This window comes from Nitrospira sp. NS4, assembly GCF_049546785.1.
GTDB lineage: Bacteria > Nitrospirota > Nitrospiria > Nitrospirales > Nitrospiraceae > Nitrospira_D.
The window spans coordinates 277,155-302,078 of sequence record NZ_JBMWAN010000002.1 but is presented as its reverse complement, the minus strand read 5'-3'; the positions used below and the strand labels follow the sequence as shown (position 1 = coordinate 302,078).

The following is a 24,924-nucleotide window of genomic DNA, read 5'->3' as shown; positions in this document are numbered from 1 at the left end:
TCCACATACTCAATGTCCGAAGATGAGCGGCTCTTTCGTCGTCGAGGGCGGCGGCGGAAGCGTGGCCGATTCCGGGATATTCACCATCGGCTGGCTTGCGAGGAGCAGATAACCGTAGCGCTTCAAGATCGGCTGATAGGTTTTCACGTCGCCCGGCAGTTTCTCCACGAAGGTCTCAGGCAGGAGGATCATGGTGCGGCCGGACTGCGACAGCGCCGCGCGCATTTTCTCTTCTTCCCCCTTCCCGACAAAGAGCACCTTGCGGCGGGCATAAAAGGCCATGGATGGCCTCGTCGAGGCGTAGACGATCAGCTGCTCGCCCGGTTCGAGATTCAGTCCGGCTGCGTAAGCCAGCTCTTGCGGCGGTGAAACAAAGTACCGGTTGACCGCCGGCAGGATGAAGAGCATCAGCACCAGCACCACACCGGCGAGGGAACCGCCGGCTGCCCAAAACGATGCGCGCCGGCGTGTCTCCGAGAGCCCGAACGCTCCCACCAGTCCCATGCCGATCAGGAGGATCGTCGCGGCGATGTAGGGGCCGCTTCCCATGGAGACTTGCGTGGCCAACGGGAATTCTTTGACCAGCTTCCCGGCGATCTTTGAGTCGTAGATCCAGGGGATGCAGGCGAAGGCTCCTGCCAGGAGAAAGCCCAGCCACATCACGACATGGACGGAGGCTCTGGCGCCCCGGGTAGCGGGTTCCGCAACGCAGCGGGACCAGTACAAAGCCGTCAGAACGGCGGCGGCCGGAAAGAGCGGACCGATGTAATGCGGGAGCCTGGTCGATGACAGGGTGAAGAAGACGAAGGTGCCCGCAATCCAGGCGGCGGTGAACCACTCCAGACTCGGCGCGTCCGGGGGGCGAGGGGCCAGGGGCGAGGGGCCAGGGGTGGCCTGCTCAGCAACTGCTTGTCCCCCAGCCTCTCGCCGGAATTCTCGCCACTTCTTATAGGCGTCATACCAGGCAAAGAGGAGCCAGCCGCTCCAGGGGAAGAAGCCCAGGAGGAGTACCGGCACATAGAACAGAAAGCCGAAGCTGTGCCCTTCCATCGGCTTGAGAAACCGGCCGACTGTGTTGGCCTGGGCGGCGGCGGTATAGTCGCTGCCGTGAAGCTGCCACATCATGGCGTACCAGGGCAGGGCGATGAGCGCGCAGAGGGCAAGGCCCGCAAGCGGTTTTCCGTCCTGCCGGAATCGCCCCCATTGCTTCGTCAGGGACAGGTAGAGGGTGATGGTGATGAGCGGGACCAGGAATCCCACCGGTCCCTTGGCCAGGGTCGCCAGCCCCATCGCGAGGTAGCAGATCCAGAGCCAGCGCCGCCGTTCCCGCGTCGTCTGAAATCCCAGCCAGAACGCGAAGAGGGAGAGCGTGGTGAAAAAGATCAGCACGCTGTCCGTCAGGGCCATGCGGTTGAGCGCGATCATCTGCAGGTTGAGCGCCAGCATCAGCGCGGCGAGCAGCGCCGTGATCGGGTCGCGCAGCCGCGCGAGAAACAGATAGAGCATCAGGACCAGGCCCAGGCCGAAGAGAGCCGACGGGAAACGCGCGGCGAATTCGCTCACGCCGAACAGCTTGTAGGAGGCGCTCATGAGCCAGTACACCAGGACCGGTTTTTGGTAGCGCGGTTGATAGTTGAAGGTGGGGCTGATCCAGTCGCCGGTCTCCAGCATCTCCCGGCCGGCCTCGGCATTGCGGCCTTCGTCGCGATCGGTCAGGCCGAGGGCCCCCAGGTTCCAGAAGAACAGGACTCCGCAGAGGGCCAGCAAGAGCAGCACATGACGGGCGATGAGCGACACCGGATAGGTGACAGGTGACGGGTGATGAGTGATGGGGGAAGAGCCCGGAGTCGGTTCGGACAGATCGCTCATCACCGATCACCCTTTGCCTTGTCGGTCTCGTTCGGGCGATAGATCAGCATCAAGTTGCGGACATACACCACGGAGCCGATGCTTTGTCCGGCGATAAACACCGGATCTTTGCGATAGATGGCGTAGGCCAGCGTGATGAGGCCGCCGATGAGGCTCATGTACCAGAAGGCCACCGGCACCTTGCTCGACGCACTCCGTTCCGAGGCGAGCCATTGAATGATCCAGCGGCCGAAAAAGAGCCCCTGGCCGAGAAATCCGATAGCGATCCAGATGGTTTCAGTGGTGGTCATGGACGGGCCAGGGGCGAGAGGCTAGGGGCGAGTGGGCGGGCATCGCGACTGGATAAGCTTGCCGATTCTTTTCCCCAGCGTGGCGTAATCTTTCTCGATCGTTTCATAGATGCTTCCGTTCAGGTGGCCCGATTCGTGTGCGATTTGAAGCTGCGTGCGCAGTTCAGCGACGGACCCTTTGGCGATGAAGAAATATCTGACCGATTCCTTGTCGGTATCGCGCTCGTCTCCTTCGGCGAGATTGCTCGCCACGCTCACCGCACTGCGCCGGATTTGATCGCGCAGGCCGAAGTCCACGCGCGGCATATCATTATCAGATATCTTATAGATCAAGACTGCCAGATTCTTTGCTTCCTGCCAGACAGCCAGATCCTTAAATCCCTTGTGTCCCACCCCTCGCCTCTCGCCTCCCGCCCCTCGCCTTTCTTATTGCCGGCCCGTCACTGGTCACGGAGTCGATACCGCAGACAGCGCTGTTGCATCCAGCGCACGGCGATGAGGTCGTAGAGCGACTTGAAGAGGCGGTTGCCGACGCCGTATTTCGAGATGCCGTGGGCGCGGGGATAGTGGCTGACCGGGATCTCGGTCACGGTAAATCCGTGCATGAGGGCCAACGCCGGAAAGAATCGATGCATGCCGGTAAACAGTTGCAGTTTTTCGACCACGGCCCGCCGGAAGATCTTCAACGAGCAGCCGGTGTCGTGCACGCGATCCCCGGTCACGGCGTTGCGCACCTTGTTCGCGATGCGCGAGGAGAGCTTGCGCACCAGATTGTCGTTGCGTGTTTTGCGCCAGCCGCAGACGAGGTCGAATTGTTGTATGAGCGGCAGCATGCGGTCGATATCGGCCGGATCGTTCTGGAGGTCTCCGTCGAGCGTGATGACCAGGTCGCCGGTCGAATGTTTGAAGCCGGCATCGAAGGCGGACGACTGCCCATAGTTCCGGTCGAAGTGCAGTACGCGGACCATCGGATAATTGTGTTGCAGCTGGTCGAGGAGTTCGCCGCTGCCGTCGGTGCTCCCGTCGTCGATATAGACCAGCTCGAACGGGGCCTGCCGGGATTCCGCGCGGGCCGATAGCACTTTGATCACGCGCTCGGTCAGCGGTGTCAGATTGTCTCGTTCATCCTTGATGGGAATGACGACGGAGGCCCATGGACGGGATGATGAGGTCATGGTGCCTGAAGGCTCCGGAACGGATGGGCTCGGCGTGCAATCACGCGGGCATTCTAGCGGATGCACGGGAGGTGGTCAAACGCCTGCAGGAGGAGTGTTTCTCGCCGCCACTCGCGCGATAGGTCGTTACTTCACCACCAGCACGGTGCAGGGGGATAGGCGGACAAGATTTTGGGACGTGCCTCCCCAAATGCGGCCGAAGATGTTGGAGTGGCCGGTGAACCCGACGATCAGGAGATCGAAGCCGCCGTCATGGGCGAATTTCGTGATGGCTTCCACGGGGTGTCCGGGCACGACGTGGGATATGAGCGTCAGGTTCTGCGCCTGCGCAATCACTTCCGCCTCTTGCGTAACCCGGTGAAAAAAATTCCGGGCCTCCTGCCTGGCTTCGACCAGCTCGCCCATCAGCGCGCCGTAGCGGGGCAGGTGTTCCTCCACGGAGATTTCATGCAACTCGGCGCCGTCGCGTTTCGCCAGGGCCAGCGCCGTCCTGAGCGCGTTCATGGCTCCTGCGGATCCGTCATTGCCCACCAGAATTTTTCGAAACATGCTCAGACCTCCCTCAGCGCGGTGAACTCCAGGGCTGTCGGGGCGGACCGGCCGGCGACAGAATCCAGGTCGTCGGGCGCACATCCGGCGTGTTGCCGCCGGCGATCCCGACGCAGATGTCCACCAGCGCGACGGACAAGCCGATTCGAACGGAGATGAGCGAGGCTCATGGGGTCTGCCGATCCAGATTGCCACGGTTTCCCAGGTCACGCAAGCACCTCCATAAGAGAATCAGGCGACCGTCACGCGGCGCTCAACGTGGGAGGTGAACGTCGGATCGTTGGTGGCGAAGATGACCGACCAGGGTTCGTCTTTGGAGCAAAGCCGGCGCAGAATGGTGTCGCGCAGCGTGGGGATCATGTTGTGCAAGGTTCCGTCGATGATCAGGAGATGGGGCCGCGTGACAATCGCCCGGGCCAGGAGCAGGCGCAGCGTCTGGCTTAAGGTGAACTGGTCCTGGTGGCCGGTGACGTGGGTGGCCAGCCCCTCCGGGAGGCGGTCGACCTCGTCGTCGAGTTCCACGAACCGGAGCGCCCACTGGATATCATCATGGGAGATGGCGGCGCGGCCCAGCGTCAGATTGTCCTCGATCGTGCCTTCAAGCAGCGTGGGGTGGGAATCCAGCATCAGGCCGCGATACTGATGGATGGAATCGAGGCGGACTTCGACCAGGTTCATATCGTTATAGCGGACCGCCCCGCCGGAGGGCGGGAGCAGCCCGGCCAGGACTTTGGCCAGAGCGGTTTTCTGCAGGTTGGAGCGACAGAGCAGCGCGATCTTTTCTCCGGAGACGACCTCCAGATCGAGGTGTTCGAAGAGCGGCGCCGATCCCGGGTAGGCAAAGGAGAGATTACGCGCCGTGACAGTGAGGCCGTCGAGGCCGAAATGCCCGCGCGGGACGATCATCTTGTCGCCGGATTGGTCCTGCGGCAGGGCAAAGAACGCGTTCATCTCCCGGAAGGACACAAAGGCGAAGAACATATGGACCATGCGGCGGGCCAGGGTATCCATGTTCAGGAGCAGCTGCCCGGCCAGCAGTTCGGCGGCGGCGAACTGGCCGACGGTCAGTTGCCCTTGCGCGACCAGCATGCCGGCGGTGGCGATCATGCCGGTGTGGCCGGCGACCTGCCAGAGCGTCGCGGCCTTGTACTGGCGGCCTGTCAGGAGGTCGGAGCGCCGTTGCCGCACGCGCACATAGGCCTGTGTCAGGGCGTCCGTCTTCCGCATCAGAAACGGGCTGTGCCCGGCGGCGCGCAGGTGGGGCAGATTCGCGGCGATATTCTGCATCCAGTGGTAGATCTCGTAGTTGAGGCGCGACATCTCCAGGGTGATGAGGAACCCCCCGCGGCCGAAGATCGTCAGCAGAACGACAAACCCGGCCACCAGGCTGACGTTGTACAGCAGAAAATAGGGGTGGAAAAAAATCAGCATCGACATGCCGATGGTGCCGACCACGGCCACATTGAACAGGTCCGACACCATCGCGACCAGCGCGCGCGTCAGCAGGTCGGCTTCCTTGAAGCGGTGCGCATGCTGGGGCAGAAACGAATCCTCCTTGAGCCGGGGAAGCGTTTCGGTGAAGGCGATGGCGATCCTGGCATAGATGCGTTGCTGGAGCGTCTCGGCTCCGCGGGCCTGCACGACCCGGAAGGCGGCGGCCCCGGTCAAGGCGCTGCCGACGACGAGGGCCAGCGTGAAAATCATCCTTGGCTCCACGGCGAAGGAAAACGTGCTCACGAGCTCCTGCACAGCGATCGGAACACAGAGCAGAAACATACCGATGGCCACCGCATAGGAGAAGAGCAGGCCGAGCATCTTCCGCTCAAGCCGGATCAGCAGCCCCAATTCGGCGAGGATGTCGGCGACGATGTTCTTGATGTGGTATTGAGGGAAAGCGGGATCCGGTGCGGCCATCGACGACACTCCTACCATACGGGTGCGTAGGAGTTATCAGCCTGAGACGCGGGGCGCAGGCGGTTCCGGTGAACCCCATCACCGTTGGTGCTGTCGGGCTTGCTTATATACCGGGCCGCGCCGTGCGTCAATCGAAGGGTAGAGATTCGTGACGGGTGGCACGTGGCGAGGGGCTAGAGGCGAGAGGCATGGGAGTTAAGAGTCCGGTTCCGGTCTGACTGGCCCCTTGCCCATCGCCGCTGGCCTCGTGCCTATTTGATGATGGTGAAGCGCATCGTCCCGACCAGGCTCATCTCGTTGACTTCCTCCCCCGCATGGATCTCCACTTTATAGCGGCCGGGTGTCCATTCCTTCGAGGGAGGGAAGAGCTTCAGGTACCCGGTTTCATCCTCAAGCGCCATATACATGGCGTCCTCGCTGACCATGGTGCCGGGCGCAAGGCCGGGCACAGCCTCGGGGAAACAGCGGCCGAAGACCTGGAAGGCCTGGTAATGCTGGTGCAGGTGGAACACGATATAGACCGCCGGCGTTCCTGTGGGAAACTGTTCCGTCGGCTGGACGGGAACGATTTCATGCGTGCGGCGGAACCCCAACTCCTCTTCGAACCCCTCGGCCATGGTAATGGAGCGGAACATGCCGCCGGGCGGCGCATCGAAGTTGTACGGCTTGGTATCCTGGGCCTTGTTTTGAAAGTCGGGAACGGGGAGATTCTTTGTCAGCGGCAGTTCATCCGCCCAGCACGGCGAGGTGCCCAGCGAAACGGCGATGAGGACGCGGCACAGGGCGGTCATGAAAAGTTGGTACACCCCCTCACGTAGCGGAGTCAAGGGTAGTCTGAAGGGGGCGTGATGAGCTGGCTCAGATTCAATACGGAGCGATCCTCCCCTTGGTAAGGGGAGGATCGGAGGGGTAGAGAGCACCGGTGGCTGTGCGGCTTGTGAACGGCCTGGCCTGGTCGAGCGGCTGATTCCTCGACCTTCCCTGGCCCTTCCTGACGAAGGAGGGGAACGAAATGGGACTGTGCCGAAAGGGAGGGGACGCAGAGCTGAGAGCCGAACGCAGATGGTGGACAGCGATGAGACTCCCGATTGCGGCGGTTTCCAAGCGTCTGCTACAATTCCGCCCACGCAAATCGCATCACCTATCACACACGAGTTCAACCATGCTTCAAGACGCCGACGCATTGCCGCAGTTGATCGGGGATTACAAGCCGCTGGATGAGTGGCAGGCCCACATCAACACGCTGTTCTATCGCCTCAGAGGGGACAAGCTCAGGACCTATTATCAGACCTTCGCCTCCGCCGACTATCGTCTGGCGCACGCGCTCGCGGCGGATTATTTCGAGCAGGTCACGAAACGCGAGAAGGCACGAGGCCAGGGGCGTGAGGCGAGAGGTGAGAGTAAGGATGCTCCGCCCCCTAGCCCCGCATCCCTAGCTCCTCGCCTGATTGTGCTCGAACTCGGTCCCGGCAACGGCAACCTCGCCGCCTGCTTCCTCAGCCATCTGAAGACGCTGGATAAAGACGGCCTGGTCTACCCCCGCGTCCGCTATGTGCTCGTGGACTGGGAACAGTCGATTCTCGACGGCGCCTTGGCCCATCCGGACCTCGTCCCGCATCGGGATCGGGTCGAGGGGCTGCAGGGGAGCGTGGAGCACATTGCCGGGGTGGCGGACCATTCGGTCGATCGGATCATCTGCAGCGAACTCTGGAACGACCTGCCGACCAAGCTCATGGCCAGGAATGCCGGCGAGATCGAAGAGGAATATCTGCGCCCCAATCTCAGCGAAATGCTGCATGCCACGATTCAGGATTGGTCGGGTTTTGTCCGGGCGTTCGAGGCGAAGGACGTGGAGCGACTCAAGACCTTTCCGGCGTTTCTCGACGACCTGGTCTGGGAGAAGGAGTTCCGGAAGGTCGAGTGGAAGGATGTGCCCTATCGCAAGACCATCACGGAGTTTCTCAAGACCATCGACGAGCAGGTGCTCGTCCCCGTGAACCTGGGGGCCTTCGCCACATTGAAGGAGGCCAAGCGCCTGCTGGCTCCCGACGCGGTGGGGTTCAGCGCGTTCGACGCCGGGACGGCGGATCCGAAAGTGCTCAACGATCCGGACAAGCCCTGCTACGGCCAGTTCGGCGGGCAGTACAGCTTCATGATCAATTTCGCCCTGGTTGAGGCGGTCGCGAAACATCTCGGCCTGGGCAGGATCACGATCGAACCCCAGCGGGAGTTTGTCGGCCGGTCGTTGAACACCAACGTCATCACCCTCATGGATCTGCTGGCGACCCATCCTTCGGCGGGGCCGAAGCTGCAGTCCTGGGAGCAGGACCGTCTCGTGCTGAAGACCATCAAGGCGCTGAACGAGTCCTATGAAAGCCCCTACAGCCGAAAGCTCGATTTCCCCTTGCAGGACAAGATGCCGCAGGAGGAGCGGGAGACGCTGAACGGGATGCTCCTCTCGCTGAAGCGGAACGGCGTGCCGGATACGGTGGCCTATCTGACCGAAGAGGAATTGGCGACGGCCGCGCCGGATCTGGAAGGGGTCGGGTACGATCCCGATACGGTGAATGTGGCCCTTACCGCCCCGCCGAGCCCGATCGAATACCACCATTTTACCTGCAAATAGCGCGCAATCGCGCCACTCTGTCCCCCTCCTTCGTCACAGGAGGGGCCAGGGGAGGTCGAGGATTCCGGCGGCCATGACCGGCTTGCGTGTTGGTGAGCGGCGTGGCAGGTTGCGAGGCTCTACCCCACCTATCCTCCCCTTACAAAGGGGAGGACAGTTCAGTATCGGATCGCCGACAGCTTGCTGCTCAAGCGTCCCTTGCCTCTCGTCCCGCGCTATTCCCAATATTTTTCCTTGACTTGCCATTGAGTTTTCTATAGCCTTCCCCGCGATTTAGGTACTTACCCCATCTTTCGTATAGGACGCTGAATCTCAATGCAGGATGGGCAAGAAAGGGTACCGTGCAAGATTTGATGGCTTGGCCAGAGACAGTTGTCTTGCTCTTCCCGCAAAGTTGCTCGGTCCGTATGGACCAAGCGCCCGTCACCGATCACTCACCACGCTTATTATTGAGGTACTAGATGTTCGGCTCATTCGGCTGGATGGAGCTCATGCTGATTTTGATCATCGTGTTGATCATTTTCGGCGCCGGTAAATTGCCGCAGTTGGGAGAAGGGCTCGGCAAAGCGATCAAGGGATTCAAGAAGACCGTGCATGAGGCCGACGCCATCGACGTGACGCCGGGCGAGCAGGCCCCGGCCGCGCAGGCGCCGCCCACGCAGATTGCCGGACAGGCCCAGGCGCAGGCCGCGCCGCCTCCGGCCGCACCGGTGCAGCAGAGCGAGCAGACGAAGCAGGGTTAACAAGACGGAAGGATGGCACGGGGCTAGAGGCGAGAGGCTAGTGGACATGAGAGTGCGGATGCTCAGTGCCCCTGGCCCCTCGCCCCTGGCCTCTTGCCAGGACATACATGTTTGGACTCGGAGCCGGCGAAATACTGATCATTCTCGTCATTGCGTTTCTGCTCTTCGGGCCGAAGCAACTGCCGGAGGTCGGACGGCAGGTCGGGAAGGCGGTCAAAGGATTTAAGGAAACGGCGGAAGACCTGCGGAAATCGGTTGAGCCTGAGATCAACATGATTCAGCAGGAAGTGAAGATGGTCGAGCAGGACTTCCAGGCCTCCATGAAAGAAGCCGAAGAAGAGATCAACGCGGCGGGGCAGAAGCCGGAGCAGAGCCAGAAGTCGATCAACGAGTCGGGGCAGGCCTGATCGGCAGGCAAGGGGTAAGTGGCGAGAGGCGATGGGACGGTATGGGGCCTGAGTGAGAGGATCACTCAATCTCAGCCGACTTGAGCCCACTCTCCGGTTACCGGCCATGCGGGTGTTCATACCTCTAGCCCCCTGCCTCTGGCCTCGTGCCGTGAAGCCGGATGAAGAGAGAGTGTCGGTACAGGACCAGGGTGAGTGAAAAACGAGATTTTACAAGCCACAACGAAAGAAGTCGTGTAGTAGTGACGTATCGCAGCAGGGCGGCGGAAGCAGAGGACGGGAGGGATCAGGAAGGCCCTTCCGGTAGGGCACCGGGCACGACGGAATGGTGCCGTCATAGTGGGGGTAGTTGGATCGCAAGTCGACAGCCTGTCTGAGGGAGTGGAGCCACCAGGGGCTGTTATCCAATTCACAGGAGGAACGCTATGAGACGAAGCAAGGAAGCAGCAAAATGGGTGCTGGCAGCGGCCCTGATGGGATCGATGCCGATCGGCCAGGCCTTGGCCGACCCGCCAGTAGCCCCGACGGTGATCGACAAGCCGGGGCACGGTGCGCCGGTGCCGCGGAGCTTTCCGGATCTGGTTCCCTATTGGAATTTCGATCCGCCCAAGAGCCCCTTGTTTGACATCAGCAAGTTCACGCTTTCCGGCGATATGCGGGTCAGAGGGGAGTACCGTAATAACGGGTTCTTTGGGGCGAATGCGAGCGGTGCTGCGGGGCGGTCAGCAAATGACAAGACTGCAGATGCGGGTGTTCAGCAGTGGGCGCGGATCGGCTTGAACTATTCCGCGTCGCAGGACGTCGATTTCTTCACCCAGTTGCAGTATTCCAAGACCTGGGGTGGTGCAAACTCGAATGCCGTTAACGCGAACGACGCCGCGAGCCAGACGGGTGCGGTCAACGGCAGCATCCTCGGCGTCCGGCAGGCCTTCATCATGATCCGCAATCTGGGCGTTGATGGGTTGAGCCTGAAGGCTGGCCGTCAGCTCGTCGTGATGGGTAATCACCGTCTGTTCGGCCATTTCGACTGGAACAATCAGGCTTTCTCGCATGACGGTATCACCATACAGTATAACCAGCCCACCTATGAAGTCTGGGGCGGCTGGTTGCACTTGTCAGATCAGGACAGTTTTGCTTCTGGAGCCTCCTCGGGAGGAATTGGACAATCCGCGAATAATACGACCCCTTTACAGGGTGGCAGCAATAGTGCCGACCTCCTCTTTACGCGTCTGGCCTTCAAGCCGATCGCTGGGTTAGCGATCGAACCTCTCTGGGTGTTCCTGAACAACAAGACGGGTGTCGCAACAACAGGCGGTGTTACCCCTGGTGTGGGGAATGTGCTGGCTCCTCATGCCCCTGGCCAGAACCGGCACACCCTCGGTGGCCGGGTCGCCTATCGGCAGGGCATGTTTGATGGAACGTTTGAAGGCTATTGGCAGACCGGATCGATGGCTGTTGCTGGCCAGGCGAACACGTTGCACATCAATGCCACGGCCCTGGCGGTGGAAGGCGGCATCACGTTGCAGAATGTGCCGACCAACCCGCGCGTCGGCTTGGAGTTTAACTATGCTTCTGGCGATGGCGATGGGGGAGCTTGCGCACGTGGCGGTAACTGCAACGGCAACGCCAACACCTTCGAGAACCTCTATCCGACCAACCATATCGTCATGGGCTATGCCGACCGGATGGCCTGGCGGAATATGCTGGGCTTCAGCGGTAGTCTCCAGTTGAATCCGACCCAGCAGAGCCACCTCGAGGCGCGGTACTGGGTGTTCCAGAAGGCCAACAACGGTGACTGTTGGTACACCGCATCTCAGGGCTGCGCGGTTATGCCAGCAGCAAGTGGTGTTGCGACGAGCAACTCGCTCTATAAGGAACTGGACCTGATCTATACCCTGTTCTTCAAGGGCAACAAGGTGGCCTGGCAGACCGGCGGCGCCTATCTGTGGAGCGGTGGGGCAATTGATCAGACTGTGGCCGGCAGCACATCTGGAAACGGCCCGCAGTCATCAGTGAACTCCACCTGGGCCTATACCCAGTTGCAAATCAACTTCTAAGACGCAGGCAAGAGGTATGAGGCTAGGGGCGAGAGGATCTCTCGTCTCAGTCAGAACATGAAACCCCGCCGAGGGCGATCCCCTCGGCGGGGTTTTTCTTTGTCCTTCACCGCAAAGTGGCAGTTCAGGCCAAGTAAATAGATAAGGCTTCGATCTCCCCTTACCTCTCATTACGAAGGAGGGGAACCGATTGTGACGCCAGGAGATCGTGATAAAGATGGTTAAGTGCGACCGGTATTTCTCAGTCCTCCCCTTTGTAAGGGGAGGCAAGGAGGGGTAGAGTCCCTGTCGGCAGATCGCCGCACTTGCACGCATGAGCCAATCAGGATGCCGACATCTTCGACCTCCCCTCGCCCCTCCTTATGAAGGAGGGGAACGATGTGGCGGCCTGGTTAGAAAATCTCCAGAAGAAAGGCGAGGGGGGTTATCGTTGATTCACCCGGCTGAGGGGGATCGACTGCACGCCCAATGCCGGCGGCAGGGCCGGCACTGTGACGGCGCTGCCTCTGAGCGAGCGGAGCCATTCGCCGAGGGTGACGATGCCGTCGTGATCGAGGTCGGCCGGGCCGGTCAGCCCTGAGAGCAGACTGTTCTGCTGACGTGACGAGCCTGAATTTCCCGCAACCTGGATCAAGGGTCGACCGGTCTGGCCTGAGGAGCCGTCCAGATCGGCAATCCAGTTTGGTGTCACTGATTTAGGCTTGCCGTCTTTCGACAGTGCGCCGGTGGCCAGTGGCGTTTCGATGATGGAGAGAGCCAGCTTGGCGCCCAGTTTCTGCAGGCGGCTTTGGAGCCAGCGCAGCGAGATGAGCCGGGAGCGGGACGAAGCCGGGGTACCGTCGTAGGGAATGAGATAAACCTCGCCGGTCTTGGGGTCCGCCAAGGCCTGTCCGTTGAAATAGAAGAAGACGATGGAATCTTTGCCCATCTGCTTGGGGAGCCAGGAAGCCAGCGCTTCTTCGATGTCTTCCTGGGAGGCCAGCTCATCCTGCAGCAGCAGGGTATGGCTGTCCGGCACGTTGAGAGACTGGGCAATCAGGGAGATGGTTCCCTTGCTGTCGAACGAGAGGCCATCCCGCCAGCCGGCCCAGGGAGAGCGATACAGGCTCAGTCCCACGGCGACCGCGTAGCGGTTCTGACCCTGACCGATTGCTCCAGAGGACAGTGCCGACTGCCCGGCCGATGGGGCCGCTGCCGCCGGTGCGCCGATCGGGGCCATGGTTGCCACGAGAGTTTGGCTGGCCAAGGGGCCGGTTTTGGTGTCAGCGGAGGAGATCGTCACAGTCAGCTCACCCCGGGTGCCATCGAAGCGTGCCGGAAGCTGTCCCACGACCATCGCGCTGGTGGATTCTCCCGGCTGGAGCGCGGGGATGGTGACCGGTGCGGTCAGCGTGCCGGCAAAGGCCTCGGTGAGCGCTGGCGTCCCCGAGAAGGTGGCGAACGCCTGGTTTGTGGGGGCAGTGCCGGTATTGGTGACGTCGATCCGGACCCTGACTTTCTCGCTGCTTTCGAGGATGAGGTTCTGATTGTCGTCAAGCAGCGTGACCTTCACGGTCAACGGGGAGGCCTCACCCTGAGACGGGCGGTTTGTGGCTGTTTGCCGGGCTGATTCGGTCTGCCTCTGCTGCTTGGCGATCAGTTGCTCGACATAGGAGGGGAATTGCGCCGCCAGTTGTCCTGCTGCCGTTCGCAGGAGTTCGTCGAGGTCCTGGGTGGCGCATTGGCTGCTGGCGCCGAATTGCGGGGTAAAGACACTGACTGCTTCCGAATAGTTGAGAGGCGCGTCCGGCAGCGGTTGCCCCTGAGTATCGTAAAATGTGGCGACGAGGTGAATGTCGAGTTGGGCCATGTAGCGGTCGTCCGCACCGGTGCGTGTTCTGCTCGTGAATGACTTGTGGGTGAGCTTGACGGTGGCTCTCACGGGGAATATTCCCGGCTCAGCGGTCTGTCGCGCAGCGGGGGCCTCACCAAGCGAGAAGTGGGTAAAACGGGTTTGCCCCATGTCCTGAAACGCCCGGACAAGGCTGTCTCCCAAATGCCCTTTCCACATCACGATGTCGGCGCAAGCGGTATATTCGAAGAGGGCGGTTTTGACTGAGTCATCGAGGACCAGCGTCACGGAGGCCGGGATGACCTGTTGCGGAGGCGCGGGGGTAAAGAGTCTCGGGACATTGAATTGACTGCAGGCCGCCGTCATGCAGAAGACCGCGCCCAACAACAGGGCCTTCAGCGGTGAGGACGCAGTGCGCATGAACATCCCGCTAAGATACCCGATAGCCCCCCTGGATACAACGAGGATGTTGCGTCAATTCACCGACTGGCGCCATTCCCGCGTGAGGAATCTTGACTGCCCGCTGATGAGGGAGGATGATGACACACAATTCTCTTGCTGAGTCTTTCTCCTGGAGGTTGGCCATGGCGTTCCACAGATTCCTCGCGGTTGCGCTGTTGTTGATCACAGGTGTGTTGGGCGGGTGCGCTCAACACCCGCTCTCTCGCATGGACGGGTATTTGGGAAGTGCCGGTCAAGGACTGCGTGACGGCGTTGCGCTTCAAGCAGACCGGAAGGGCGGTCCGTTCAATGCCGGGCTTCTCTTGGTCAACGATACGTCGGCCCAGCGCTCGGCCCCGGCCTTATCCGAGAAGGCCACGGCCTTTCTCGATCACCAGGTCCGTGAACGAGTCGAAAGGGCCACGCCGATCCGTCTGGTTCAGGTGCTGACGGTGGGCGAGCCATCGCGGCCCCAGGACCCAGGCGCGCTTGCCGGGCTGGCCCGGGAGCGGGGCTGCACGCATGTGGTGGTGGCGCTGTTTTCCAGTGAGGAGTCGGAAGTGCCGACGTACCTCCCCGTGACGGGCGATCCCGAACAGGGTGGAGGACGACCGGGTGTGCCCGGTTATGAAGCGGTTAATTATGCGCTGGCCGAGTTGGCGCTGATCGATGCGGCGAGCGGGCAGGTGGTCGCGCGGTCTGAAGGGCGGGCCTGGGCCAGGCTCAACCGTTTGAATGTGCCCATCAACTCGAACGCCTATCCGGTGATTCACCGGTCGCAACGTGTCGCGCCGATCTATCCGCCGGAAGCCGATGCCAAGGATATTCTACGCAGCATTGCCGGCGACGAGGCGTTGGAACAGGCGGTCGCCAAGCTGCAAGAAGCCTGGTCGAAATCTTGAGTCCGGCCGGTCCTGCCGATCAGCTATTCAGGTCCGAGGCTTCCATTCCTTGACCTTGCCGGATAGACTCCATTATCGTTCGTTTGCTGAGAGAACGTCTTCTTTAACGGCGGAGGCTCTATGCGTTGGGTCCATGTGATGTTGGTTCTCCTGTTGGCGGCGGTCTGGTCATCCTGTTCCTCAACGCGCTGGGTGCATCCGACAAAAAGTGAAGACAAACTCACTGCGGACTATAATAAATGTGAGCGTGACTGGCTCAACAAAATGGCCACGAACCCGGGCATTGCGGGGATGGCCGATAATCAATCCCTCACGCGCCAGCGAATAGACCGCTGTCTGCAGAAGGAAGGTTGGCGGAAAGTCGAAGAAGAGTAGGTTCCCCTCCGGACTGAATGTCTGGGCTCTGTTTCCTAATCCTGTTCCTCAACTCCCATCTTCTGGCTATCTTTCCCTGTGGATGATCTCACCCGACAGCTTAAAAAACAGTTTGGCTTTGCGGAGTTCCGGCCCGGCCAGCAGGACGTGATTCGGGCGATGCTGGCCCGGCGTGATGCGCTGGCGGTTATGCCGACCGGCCAGGGGAAATCGCTCTGCTATCAGCTGCCGGCCACGCTGCTGCCGGGGCTCACGCTCGTGGTGTCTCCCCTCATTGCCTTGATGCAGGATCAGGTCGAGAGTCTGAAGCAGCGTCAGATTGCCGCCGCCGCCTTTCACTCCGGCCTGTCCGAGTCGGAACGGGACCGGGTGTTGCAAGCTTTACATCTGCAACGGTTGAAACTGCTGTATGTGGCGCCGGAGCGGATGCAGCATGAGGGGTTCCTGCGTATCTTGCGGTCCTGCCTCATTTCGCTGCTGGTGGTGGACGAGGCCCACTGCATCTCCCAATGGGGCCACGATTTCCGGCCCGACTATATGAAGATCGGCCGCCTGCGCCGGGAACTCAATCAGCCTCCCTGCCTGGCGCTGACCGCCACCGCCACGACGCGTGTCCAAGCGGACGTGTGCGAGCGGTTGGCGCTGCGCGACCCGCTCAAGCTCGTGACGGGATTCCGCCGGACGAATCTCGCCTTGTCGGTCCGCTCCTGCCAATCCATGCCCGACAAGCTGGGGGCCTTGCAGCGCCTGGTCCGCGACTGCGAGACGGGCACGATCCTGATCTATTGCGCGACACGCCGGACAGTGGAGGAAGTGGCGAGCTGGCTGGGGCAGTCGCAGCCGTCGGTCGGCTATTACCATGCGGGGCTGTCCGATGACGAACGGCGGCTGGTGCATGACGACTTTCGCCGCGGCGTGTTGCGCATTCTGGTGGCGACGAACGCCTTCGGCATGGGCATCGACAAACCGGATGTGCGCCTCGTGGTCCATTTCGATATTCCCGGCAGCGTGGAAGCCTATTATCAGGAGGCCGGGCGGGCCGGGCGCGACGGGCTGCCGGCCGCCTGTGTCCTGCTCTTTCACGAACGGGACCTGGCCACGCAGGAGTATTTCATTCAGCAGGCGGGGAAAGATCCGTCGAGCGCCGACCGGGCGGATCGCATGAGGACCCTGCTGCAGGACATGCTCGCCTATGTGTCGGTATCGACCTGCCGCCAGCTTGCGATTCTGGATTACTTCAGCGATGAGGAGGAGCGGGCGCTGGGCCCCTGCGGTCTCTGTGACCGGTGCGCGACCGGCCACCAGCCGGAGCGAGCGTCACTTGCGGATGACCAGGCCTGCGCGAAGGCGATTCTGGAGACGGTCTCCTGGTGCGAGGGGCGGTTCGGCGTGAGCCGCATCGTCGAAATCCTTCGAGGGAGCCGCTCGAAGGCGATGGGAGCCTACGGCGCAGAGAGCTGCCCGACCTACGGTACCTGCCGTGATCGCTCCAAAATGGCTGTGACTCGCCTGGTCAAAGACCTGATCGACTCGGGACATCTGGTGGTCGAAGGCCAGGAGTATCCGACATTGGATCTGACCCGTACCGGCAGGGAGGTGCTGAAGGGAACCGGCACGATCACGTTACCGCAGCAGGAAGAAGCAGGGCCTGCGCCGGGCGTGAGAAAGCCATCGGGCGAACGGCCCAAGGCCATGGTGCTTCTCCGTACCTCTCCCGGCGACGCCCGGCTCTATGAACGGCTGCGTCAGTTGCGGACCGCGCTGGCGGAGGAGGAAGGTGTGGCACCGTTTGTGGTGTTTCACGATAAGACCCTGCGCACCATCGCCAGCCACAAGCCGCTGACGACGGCGGCGCTGCTGGAGATTCCCGGCATCGGCGAGGTGAAAGTCGAGCGGTACGGCCGCCGGGTGCTGGAGATTGTGAAGGGGGAATAAGAAAGCTTTCAGCAGTCAGCGTTCAGCTCTCAGCTCCGGACTGGGGAGAGACTGCTCTTAATCCCAGTTGTTTCTGGCTGATTGCTGACAGCTGAATGCCGAAGTGCAGCCCGTTAGCTGTCAGCCGTCAGCTTCAGAATCAGAGCTGTCAGCATACGTTTGACATCTGTTACCTGTTTGGTCAGATGTTGGCTGGTGGATTTGTTTAACTAACACAGGTCCGTTGAAAGAATAAGATGGTATTCAAGCTCGCTGGCCGATCCGAGAGCAATTCTTAAAAACCGAGCCAGTTCGGGTTCTCCGCTTCTCCCGCAGCCTCCCGCGATATTTGCCGCTATGGACACTGCCGCGCGTCTCAGCTGACTCGTTAGGCCAAATAGTTCCTGTTTAGGACATCCGACGTGGCTCTGTAGATAGCCAGGCTTAATTCATGTGCCTTTTCCCAGACTTTGATCTTTCTGAAGTCCCGCATCAGTTTTCGGTTCCTCTTTAGCTGAAGGCTGATAGCTGACAGCTAGGGCTTCAGATTCCCTGCTTGGGCAAACCGTGCTTCCAGCTCCTTGTAGGTCTGCGTGACCGGGAAGTTCGGAAACTCTTTCGGCAGGTGATCGGGCGGCCTGAAGAAGAAACCCGCATCGGCTTCGCCGAGCATGGCGGTGTCGTTGTAGGCGTCTCCCGCCGCCATCGTGAAGAAGTTCAGCGACTTGAAGGCGGCGACGGAATGCTTCTTCTGATTCTGCATCCGCATGTGGTGGGCGAGAATTTTCCCGCTGCCGTTGATTTCAAGCTGATTGCAGAACAGCGTGGGATAGCCCAGCTGCCGCATCAGCGGCAGGGCGAATTGATAGAACGTGTCCGAGAGAATGATGACCTGACAGCGCTCGCGCAGCCAGGCGACAAACTCCGGGGCTCCCTCCAGCGGGCCCATTTTTCCGATGACGTCCTGAATGTCGGCAATGGTCAACTTGTGCTCGTCCAGAATGGCCAGCCGGCGCTTCATCAGCTTGTCGTAGTCCGGCATTTCACGCGTGGTGATTTTCAGCTCTTCGATCCCCGTCTTCAACGCGACGTTGATCCAGATTTCCGGCACGAGCACTCCTTCCAGGTCCAAACAGGCGATGACGGGCTTCTGCATTTCTATTCCTCTTTCTCTGTGTATGGTGAGTTGCCATGAGGCGAGGGGTACGAGGCGAGAGGCTAGAGGGCGGAAAGAAGAGCCCCCCATTGCCTCCGGCCCCTCGCCCCTAGCCGTTCCCTTCAGGTTTACTATGAAACGCCTGGCTCAGAAACCGCCAGACTTTGTCGAGGGCGCGGTCGAGCAGCTGCGTGCCAGGCCAGCGCGGCTGATTTTCTTGCTCGTGGCGTTCGGCCCAATCGAGCGCCGTCGCGAGGGGAATGAGCTTCGGGGGTTGCTCGGTCAACTCGGCCCATAGGAGGCTCAGCGCCGGACCGATCCGCACCGGAACCGGCAGGGCTTCGACCGGGTTGGTGACCGGGTCCCGGCACCACTCGGCCGGTGAGGTGACCAGCAGTTCGCGGCAGGCGGCCGGCCGCTGTTCGTAGATCGTGCAGACCTCCTGCTCCAGAAAGGCGCAGGGCACGTGCAGTGCAAAATAGGCCCGATTAATCGGCTCCAGCGCGGCGTCGTCCGGCGGGCTGGTCGATTCCCCGATGTCGATCAAGTTTTTCCAGAGTCCGTGGGCGAGCAGGGCCGTTCGTGTGACGGCCAGCCGCTGGGTCAGGCGTGCGCGCTCCGGTTCCGGCAAAGTCCGCACATGGTCGCGGAGCGCGAAGGCTTCCGGTGCCGAGACGGGCACCAGCATGCGGCAGCAGGCGGCGCAGCCTTTCTTGCATGAAAGGCTGCGCCCCGCCTCGACGCTCTGCTGTTCTTCCAGGGCTTGCGCTTCTTCTCCCAGCCGTCGCATCAACGGCACAATGGCCGACACCGGCACCAGGCCGGTCGGGACCTCGACGGTGCTGGTGAGTCGTCCTGCGGGAGTGTTCAGGGCGATGTCATATCGTTCAGTCATGGAGTCTCGGTCTCATTGGATCGGGCATCATAGCAGGATGAGGAAAATGTCCGCTACCGCTGACCGTATCTTCGTGAAACGTGAATCGTCGCTCGCGAACGACGAGAGACGAACGACGAACGAGCAAGCCGGCCCCGGCTTGCTCCCCGGATCCAGAATCCCGATAATGCCCGCAGAGGAAGGGACGCTATGTTGTCGGGGCATGTGATCGGATTGTTGAAAGAGTATATGCGGGATCTGGTCGAGCAGGCGGCGCAGGAGCAGGCGGCGCAGGAGCGTTTCGGTTTTGCGGCCGCCGCCTATCGCCCGGATCAGGCGCTGTCGGATCTCTTGGCGTTGCTCGATGATCGCATCGAGTCGGAAGGCATGCAGGTGGGATTGCCGGAGGGATTTCTGCACGATATGTGGACCCTCTGCAATGAAGCGGGCCCCCAGGTGACGGATCGTGTGTACGTGGAGGCGAATGTCGGTTCTGATCCGGCCGGTAAAGCCAGGACCAGAGAGCTGACCTACCGCGCCTTGCTGGAATTCATTGAGGCACGGGGCCGTGCGCAATCGCAACGGGAGGCAGAGTCATGAATCGATCTCCCCTCAGGAGCAAGGCCGGTCTGGCGCTGATCGGGCTGCTGTGTGGTTCATTGCATGCATTTTCCGGTTCGATGGCGGCGCCATCCGTTGAGGCACCGGTCGCGCTGGCTCCCCTGGTGACGAAAGGCCTGGAGAAACCCCTCTTTCTGACCCATGCCGGTGACGGGTCGGGCCGGCTCTATGTGCTCGAACAGCCGGGACGGATCCGGATCGTCGAGCAGGGGGCGCTCTCACCCATTCCCTTTCTGGACCTGGTGGATCGGGTGCTGATGGATGACGCTGAGCGGGGACTCTTGGGCCTGGCCTTTCATCCCGACTACCGCCGTAACGGGCGATTCTTTGTGAATTACACGCGACGGCCGGACGGGGCCACGGTGGTGGCGGAGTATCGGCGCGGGGGCTCGCCGGATGCGGCCGCTCGCGAGGAACGTGTGGTTCTCGTCGTCATGCAGCCCGAGTCCAATCACAATGGCGGGATGGTGGCGTTCGGACCGGACGGGTATCTCTACATTGGAATGGGCGACGGAGGGGCCTGGGGGGACCCCGGTAATCGCGCGCAAAACCCCCATGAGCTGCTGGGAAAGATCCTGCGGATCGATGTGGATCATGGCGATCCCTATGCGAGTCCGGCGGACAACCCGTTCGCCAAGGGGGGCGGCCGTTCTGAGATTTATGCCATGGGGATGCGGAATCCCTGGCGCTTTTCGTTCGATCGTGAGTCCGGGGGCCTGTGGGTGGCCGATGTGGGACAGAAGAAGTGGGAAGAAGTGAATCTGGTCACGCAGGGCGGGAACTACGGGTGGCGCCTGATGGAAGGGGGGCATTGCTATAATCCTGCGGTCGCGTGCCCGACGGAGGGGTTGGTGCTCCCCGTCATGGAATATGGCCATGAGGCAGGGCGCTGCTCGATCATCGGCGGCTATGTCTATCGCGGCCGCGCGCTCCCTGCGCTTCGGGACGCCTATGTGTCCGGCGATTTCTGCAGCGGTGAGGTGTTTGTGTTCAGACCATCAGCAGAAGGCGGAGGAGTGGCTGGTCCTGCTGTCTTGCTCAAGACGGGATTCCGGATTTCCTCGTTCGGGCAGGACGAAGCGGGGGAACTCTACGTGCTGGATCACGGCGGCGGGATCCATCGGCTCATCCCGCCGCGCTAAGAGGGTTATAGTTTCCCAGCCAATCGATATACGGCCATGCCTACTGCTTCTCCGGCCACTTCCGTTGTTCGTTCCAAGGCCCAGCTTGAGGGAAGAAAGTCAAACAGCGTGAGCTCGTTCCACAGGTCTGCCACCCGGTGTTTCGCATGAAATCCACAGGCGGCAGGGGTCACCCGGAATCCCTGTTTTTCAAACAGGGCGGTGGCGCGCCACAGATGGCCGGCTGAGGTCACGAGCAAGATGGATGTCTGATCTCCAAGCAGCCGTTTGGCGCCGAGGGCGTTCTCGTAGGTGGTTCTGGCGCGATCGTCGGTGAGGATGGCGGCCTCCGGCACGCCGAGCCGGATGGCCCACTCCTTCATCGCGGCGGCAAGAGTGGGACCGGATCCGAAAAGGCTGGTATCTCCGCCCGTGATCAGGACGGTGGGCGCAAGTCCTTGGCGATAAAGCTCGGCCCCGCAGAGGGTGCGCAGCCGTGAATCCGGAGACAGCTCAATCGATGGGCGCAGCGTACCTTTGTCGTAAATCGCGCCGCCGAGCACCACGATGGCCTGCAGCGGGGCTTCGGAGCGCGCCGGTTGCGCCGGAGGCCAGCCTTCCAGGATGCTCACCAGGGGTTTGGCAATGACCGGCGCCGTGGCCAGGAGCAATAAGAGGCATGTCATGGTGGAGGCAAGCCGGAGCCGGCGTCGGCGCGCCGGAGTCGGCGGGAGCCAGGCGAGGATGAGGGTGAGGCAGGCAAAACCGGCGACCCACGTCAGGGGGTAGACGCCATACTTGACGAGCTTGTAGAGACCGAAGAAAAATGGGGTCATGTCCATGGCAGCTCCTTATCGACGGGCAGAGAGCTCCAGCATAGCAGTCGTGACGTGATTGACCAAGAGAGGATGAGCGGCATGTCGCAGGAACGGCAGTATTGGTTGATGAAGTCTGAGCCGTCGGTGTTTTCTATCGAGGATCTCGCCTTGGCGCCGAAGCGGACCACCGGCTGGGACGGGGTGCGGAACTATCAGGCGCGTAATTTTATGCGCGCGATGAAGCCGGGCGATCAGGTGTTGTTTTATCATAGCAACGCCGACCCGCCCGCTATCGTCGGGATTGCGCGGGTGGTGAAGACGGCCTATCCGGATCCGACGCAGTTCGAACGGGGCCACGCACATTTTGATCCCGCCAGCACGCCTGCCGCACCCCGCTGGGACATGGTGGATATTCAATTCGTGAAGAAATTGTCCGTGCCGCTTTCACTGGACCGACTCCGTGAGGAGCCGTTGCTCAAAGGGATGGTCCTGCTTCGGAAGGGGTCGCGGTTATCGGTGCAGCCTGTGACGAAGGCCGAGTGGCAGCACATCGTCACGCTGGCCTCGGGATGACGGAGATCCGGTGTCGCTCAGCGGTAACCGGGAGTTAACTGCGGGCTTTCCCTTCATCCAAGTACCGGTGTTGCCAGTCCAGCCAGGCATGGCCCAACTCATGCGCCAGAATGTAGCGGCGTCGCGTGACGGGGAGACGTTTGCGGATATAAATGGTCTTGCTATCGGCGTCCCAGATGCCGTCGGCATTGTTGTCCCGCCTGTCCATCTCGGCGTCCGTCAATTGACGGACCGTAATACGGTACCCGAACGGAAGCACGACTCGAGTCGGTATTCGCATCGTCACAACCTGTTCTATCCGATCCGGTGGCGGATGCCCGTCTGGTCTGCTGCTGGCCGAATCAGGGTCCGGGGCGCACCCTTCCTGTTCTACGGCTACAGTACCACAAAGATCGTGCGGAGTGTCCTTCTGTGCACTCTTTACATATCAACGTGTTATGGGGCTCTTCGGGGAATTCCCCGGTGATGGGGAGAGGGCAGGGCCGGGGTGGCTTTTGGTTCCCCTTGAGAGGGATTTCGTGTATTATGCCGCACCATGGATCAGGCCATTCTGGATGAACTCTCAAAGACGTATCCCCACTCGGTGAGGTTGACCGAGGTCAAGGTTCGCGATCGCGGGGAAGTGAAGAAGCTCGATGCGGGGGAACTGCCGCTGCATGTCGGCGACCGGGTCCTGCTCGAGGTGGACGGCGAGGTGACGTACGGGGTGGTCTATGCCGAGCCCTATCGCACCCCGTTCATTCCCCCGATGCGTGTCTTGAAACCGATTCTTCGCAAAGCCAATCAGGAAGATGCGGCGCTGATCTCCCGGCTGGAGCGGCTGTCCCACGAAGCGACCAGCTATTGCCGGACGAAAGCCGCGGAGTTCAAGCTCCGCCTGAAACTGGTGGAAGTGTTCGGCGCGTTGCAGCGACGGCAACTCACATTTGTCTATACGGCCGACGATCGCATCGATTTCCGCGAGCTCGTTCGGGATCTGGCCAGACGGTTCGGCGGGCGGATCGAAATGCGGCAGGTCGGCGTACGCGAAGAGGCGCGGCGGTTAGGGGGGATCGATACCTGCGGCCTGGTGCTGTGCTGTGCGAGCTTCCTCACGGAAGTCAAGCCGGTGACCGTGAAGCAGGCCAGGGGGCTTGGGTTGCAAGTGGAAGATCCCCGGCTGCTCGGCGTGTGCGGGCGGCTGAAATGCTGTCTGATGTTTGAAATGATGGATGCGCAGGGCAATGTCCCGCAGTCCGCGCAGAAGCTCATTACGCCGGCCAGGCCGGCTCCCCCATCTCTTTCTTCCTAGATTCTCGGTTACTCTCTTTAAGAGAGAGGCGGTCGGGTTGGCTCAGTTTCTCAGGCAGGGGGGATTGGGCGAATAGACCTTGCCGAAGTGCGTCTCCACAGGGCGGCTGTCGATGATGAGCGGCGACAGGTCCGCAGGCATAAATGGCAACTCATGTTTATTGTGCAGAGGGCGCGACGGATTCGGGAGAAATGTTCTGAATCGTTTTTCGCCCACGTCACTCTAAACGGGTAAGGCTTTCTCTGGGGATCAGGAGGTCACTCGGTTCCATCATCCAACCCACATCAGGAGGTAACTGGTTATGAAAAAAGGACTGTTAGCCATGATTGCGGTGGCGGCCATTGGTTGTGCCGGCGTGGCCCCTCAGAAGGCGGTCAGCGGCGAGCCCACAAGCCCTGCCGTTGGATACGATATCCATGTGCAGGCTCCACACCTGATGGCCGACGGCACGCCGGGTGGCCCGTACCACCATTACTGCAAGGGAATTTCAGACAAGATACTCCAGTGCCTGCTGTTTGAATCGACTGATCCCAAGGCCCCGCTTGTGGGGATCGAGTACTTTGTGGCGAAAGATCTGACCAGAAAGCTCCCGGCCATTCAGTGGCATCGTCACTTCCACGATCATAAAGTAGAAATCGCCACAGGCCGTGTCCAGATTCTCGATATGCCGGCGGACCAGGCCGCGAAAGTGGCGGAAGTCGCGGCAGGGACGGATGGCGTGATTTATCATCTGTGGCAGCATGGCCAGGAATTCCCGGACGGCACGGTGAGCTTCCCGCAGTCGCTGGGCCACAAGTTCCCCGGTCATTCTGATAAGTAAGCAACCGACGAACGGCCGGCTCGTTTCTTAATGGATCGGGCCGGCCTGGTCGTGTCCCGCGCGCGGAGATCACTCACATCAGGAGTCAGGGAGCATGCGTCTTCAGCGGCCGTATTGGAGCAGGCTCGCGGCGCTTGTCCTATCGGGTTCAAGCCTGTGGAGCGGGTTGGCCTGGGCTGCAGACGAAGCCGTCCTGCGGCCACGGGTGCCGATCGATAAGATTGAAGAGGCCCGAACCTGGACGAACCCCTTTCCCTCAACCGAGGACAATATCGAGAAGGGGAAAGCGCTGTTTCACGGGAAGGCCTTCTGTGTGACCTGCCATGGGCGCGATGGAAAGGGGCTGGGAGATATCGAGGGGCTGCGGGGCAAGCTCCCCCGCAATTTCACCGACAAGGTCTGGCAGGCGGCCAGAACGGACGGCGAACTCTTGTGGATCCTCAAGAATGGCAGTCCCGGGACCGATATGGCGTCGTTTGTCCCGCTTATCCTTACCGAAGAAGAAGCGTGGCAGGTGCTGCTCTACGTGCGGTCGTTCGGCCGGCCGTAAGCAGGCC

The 24,924-nt window shown here is 61.2% G+C and carries 26 protein-coding genes and 1 riboswitch; of the genes, 13 read left to right on the top strand and 13 right to left on the bottom strand.

The genetic code is table 11. The features are described from left to right. Window positions 1-9: 9 nt before the first annotated feature. The 7 genes from ACO9S2_RS05960 to ACO9S2_RS05930 form a co-directional block, all read right to left on the bottom strand. A complete protein-coding gene (locus ACO9S2_RS05960) occupies window positions 10-1,869 on the bottom strand; it encodes an ArnT family glycosyltransferase (protein ID WP_423721033.1) in 1,860 nt (619 codons plus the stop codon). Continuing rightward, entirely contained in the window at window positions 1,869-2,159 is a 291-nt protein-coding gene (locus tag ACO9S2_RS05955; protein WP_423721032.1) for a lipid-A-disaccharide synthase N-terminal domain-containing protein, read from the bottom strand. The genes ACO9S2_RS05960 and ACO9S2_RS05955 overlap by 1 nt, the downstream gene beginning before the upstream one ends. A gap of 21 nt (window positions 2,160-2,180) precedes the next feature. Beyond that, window positions 2,181-2,552, bottom strand: a complete 372-nt coding sequence (locus ACO9S2_RS05950; protein WP_423721031.1) for a four helix bundle protein — start codon at window positions 2,550-2,552, stop codon at window positions 2,181-2,183. Window positions 2,553-2,599: 47 nt separating this feature from the next. Continuing rightward, entirely contained in the window at window positions 2,600-3,334 is a 735-nt protein-coding gene (locus ACO9S2_RS05945) for a glycosyltransferase family 2 protein (RefSeq protein ID WP_423721030.1), read from the bottom strand. 126 nt (window positions 3,335-3,460) lie between these two features. Further along, complete coding sequence (locus ACO9S2_RS05940) at window positions 3,461-3,883, bottom strand: universal stress protein (RefSeq protein WP_423721029.1); 423 nt, start codon at window positions 3,881-3,883, stop codon at window positions 3,461-3,463. A gap of 231 nt (window positions 3,884-4,114) precedes the next feature. Further along, a complete protein-coding gene (locus tag ACO9S2_RS05935) occupies window positions 4,115-5,797 on the bottom strand; it encodes an ATP-binding cassette domain-containing protein (RefSeq protein ID WP_423721028.1) in 1,683 nt (560 codons plus the stop codon). Window positions 5,798-5,817: 20 nt separating this feature from the next. Then, window positions 5,818-5,889, bottom strand: a riboswitch (Fluoride riboswitch). A gap of 159 nt (window positions 5,890-6,048) precedes the next feature. Beyond that, window positions 6,049-6,588, bottom strand: coding sequence for a hypothetical protein (locus ACO9S2_RS05930; RefSeq protein ID WP_423721027.1), 540 nt, complete (start codon window positions 6,586-6,588; stop codon window positions 6,049-6,051). Between the two features lie 371 nt (window positions 6,589-6,959). Between ACO9S2_RS05930 and ACO9S2_RS05925 the strand changes: the two genes are divergently transcribed. The 4 genes from ACO9S2_RS05925 (at window position 6,960) to ACO9S2_RS05910 (ending at window position 11,630) form a co-directional block, all read left to right on the top strand. Beyond that, the gene (locus ACO9S2_RS05925) at window positions 6,960-8,423 is read left to right on the top strand and encodes a hypothetical protein (RefSeq protein WP_423721026.1); all 1,464 of its coding nucleotides are present in this window, start codon (window positions 6,960-6,962) and stop codon (window positions 8,421-8,423) included. Between the two features lie 461 nt (window positions 8,424-8,884). Continuing rightward, complete coding sequence (gene tatA, locus ACO9S2_RS05920; protein ID WP_423721025.1) at window positions 8,885-9,166, top strand: twin-arginine translocase TatA/TatE family subunit; 282 nt, start codon at window positions 8,885-8,887, stop codon at window positions 9,164-9,166. Between the two features lie 107 nt (window positions 9,167-9,273). Continuing rightward, on the top strand, window positions 9,274-9,573 hold the full coding sequence (gene tatA, locus ACO9S2_RS05915) for a twin-arginine translocase TatA/TatE family subunit (RefSeq protein ID WP_423721024.1): 300 nt from the start codon (window positions 9,274-9,276) through the stop codon (window positions 9,571-9,573). Between the two features lie 425 nt (window positions 9,574-9,998). Then, entirely contained in the window at window positions 9,999-11,630 is a 1,632-nt protein-coding gene (locus tag ACO9S2_RS05910; protein ID WP_423721023.1) for an alginate export family protein, read from the top strand. Between the two features lie 424 nt (window positions 11,631-12,054). On the opposite strand, the gene ACO9S2_RS05905 is transcribed toward ACO9S2_RS05910, so the two are convergent. Further along, window positions 12,055-13,881: a hypothetical protein gene (locus ACO9S2_RS05905; protein ID WP_423721022.1), complete on the bottom strand. Its 1,827-nt coding sequence runs from the start codon at window positions 13,879-13,881 to the stop codon at window positions 12,055-12,057. Between the two features lie 164 nt (window positions 13,882-14,045). Here ACO9S2_RS05905 and ACO9S2_RS05900 point away from each other — a divergent pair, with 164 nt between their 5' ends. The 3 genes from ACO9S2_RS05900 (at window position 14,046) to ACO9S2_RS05890 (ending at window position 17,114) form a co-directional block, all read left to right on the top strand. Continuing rightward, window positions 14,046-14,804 (top strand): hypothetical protein, encoded by a 759-nt coding sequence (locus ACO9S2_RS05900; RefSeq protein WP_423721021.1) that lies wholly within the window; start codon window positions 14,046-14,048, stop codon window positions 14,802-14,804. Window positions 14,805-14,924: 120 nt separating this feature from the next. After that, window positions 14,925-15,179, top strand: a complete 255-nt coding sequence (locus tag ACO9S2_RS05895; RefSeq protein ID WP_423721020.1) for a hypothetical protein — start codon at window positions 14,925-14,927, stop codon at window positions 15,177-15,179. Window positions 15,180-15,257: 78 nt separating this feature from the next. After that, window positions 15,258-17,114, top strand: a complete 1,857-nt coding sequence (locus ACO9S2_RS05890) for a RecQ family ATP-dependent DNA helicase (RefSeq protein ID WP_423721019.1) — start codon at window positions 15,258-15,260, stop codon at window positions 17,112-17,114. Window positions 17,115-17,323: 209 nt separating this feature from the next. Here ACO9S2_RS05890 and ACO9S2_RS05885 read toward each other — a convergent pair whose 3' ends face one another. From ACO9S2_RS05885 to ACO9S2_RS05875, 3 genes are all read right to left on the bottom strand, one after another. Beyond that, on the bottom strand, window positions 17,324-17,458 hold the full coding sequence (locus tag ACO9S2_RS05885) for a four helix bundle protein (RefSeq protein ID WP_423721018.1): 135 nt from the start codon (window positions 17,456-17,458) through the stop codon (window positions 17,324-17,326). Window positions 17,459-17,628: 170 nt separating this feature from the next. Continuing rightward, a complete protein-coding gene (gene thrH / locus ACO9S2_RS05880) occupies window positions 17,629-18,249 on the bottom strand; it encodes a bifunctional phosphoserine phosphatase/homoserine phosphotransferase ThrH (RefSeq protein WP_423721017.1) in 621 nt (206 codons plus the stop codon). Window positions 18,250-18,358: 109 nt separating this feature from the next. Further along, window positions 18,359-19,144: a YkgJ family cysteine cluster protein gene (locus ACO9S2_RS05875; protein ID WP_423721016.1), complete on the bottom strand. Its 786-nt coding sequence runs from the start codon at window positions 19,142-19,144 to the stop codon at window positions 18,359-18,361. 189 nt (window positions 19,145-19,333) lie between these two features. Between ACO9S2_RS05875 and ACO9S2_RS05870 the strand changes: the two genes are divergently transcribed. Beyond that, the gene (locus ACO9S2_RS05870; protein ID WP_423721015.1) at window positions 19,334-19,723 is read left to right on the top strand and encodes a hypothetical protein; all 390 of its coding nucleotides are present in this window, start codon (window positions 19,334-19,336) and stop codon (window positions 19,721-19,723) included. After that, window positions 19,720-20,886 (top strand): PQQ-dependent sugar dehydrogenase, encoded by a 1,167-nt coding sequence (locus tag ACO9S2_RS05865; RefSeq protein WP_423721014.1) that lies wholly within the window; start codon window positions 19,720-19,722, stop codon window positions 20,884-20,886. The genes ACO9S2_RS05870 and ACO9S2_RS05865 overlap by 4 nt, the downstream gene beginning before the upstream one ends. A 5-nt stretch (window positions 20,887-20,891) precedes the next feature. Here the strand turns inward: ACO9S2_RS05865 and ACO9S2_RS05860 are convergent, their stop codons facing one another. Next, the gene (locus tag ACO9S2_RS05860) at window positions 20,892-21,707 is read right to left on the bottom strand and encodes a YdcF family protein (protein ID WP_423721013.1); all 816 of its coding nucleotides are present in this window, start codon (window positions 21,705-21,707) and stop codon (window positions 20,892-20,894) included. A gap of 75 nt (window positions 21,708-21,782) precedes the next feature. Here ACO9S2_RS05860 and ACO9S2_RS05855 point away from each other — a divergent pair, with 75 nt between their 5' ends. Continuing rightward, on the top strand, window positions 21,783-22,256 hold the full coding sequence (locus ACO9S2_RS05855) for an EVE domain-containing protein (RefSeq protein WP_423721012.1): 474 nt from the start codon (window positions 21,783-21,785) through the stop codon (window positions 22,254-22,256). Window positions 22,257-22,290: 34 nt separating this feature from the next. Here ACO9S2_RS05855 and ACO9S2_RS05850 read toward each other — a convergent pair whose 3' ends face one another. Next, window positions 22,291-22,536: an ImmA/IrrE family metallo-endopeptidase gene (locus ACO9S2_RS05850; protein ID WP_423721011.1), complete on the bottom strand. Its 246-nt coding sequence runs from the start codon at window positions 22,534-22,536 to the stop codon at window positions 22,291-22,293. Between the two features lie 255 nt (window positions 22,537-22,791). Here ACO9S2_RS05850 and ACO9S2_RS05845 point away from each other — a divergent pair, with 255 nt between their 5' ends. The 3 genes from ACO9S2_RS05845 (at window position 22,792) to ACO9S2_RS05835 (ending at window position 24,917) form a co-directional block, all read left to right on the top strand. Then, complete coding sequence (locus ACO9S2_RS05845; protein ID WP_423721010.1) at window positions 22,792-23,547, top strand: PSP1 domain-containing protein; 756 nt, start codon at window positions 22,792-22,794, stop codon at window positions 23,545-23,547. 301 nt (window positions 23,548-23,848) lie between these two features. Continuing rightward, window positions 23,849-24,367: a DUF1264 domain-containing protein gene (locus ACO9S2_RS05840; RefSeq protein ID WP_423721009.1), complete on the top strand. Its 519-nt coding sequence runs from the start codon at window positions 23,849-23,851 to the stop codon at window positions 24,365-24,367. 94 nt (window positions 24,368-24,461) lie between these two features. Further along, the gene (locus tag ACO9S2_RS05835; protein WP_423721008.1) at window positions 24,462-24,917 is read left to right on the top strand and encodes a c-type cytochrome; all 456 of its coding nucleotides are present in this window, start codon (window positions 24,462-24,464) and stop codon (window positions 24,915-24,917) included. Window positions 24,918-24,924 lie beyond the last annotated feature (7 nt).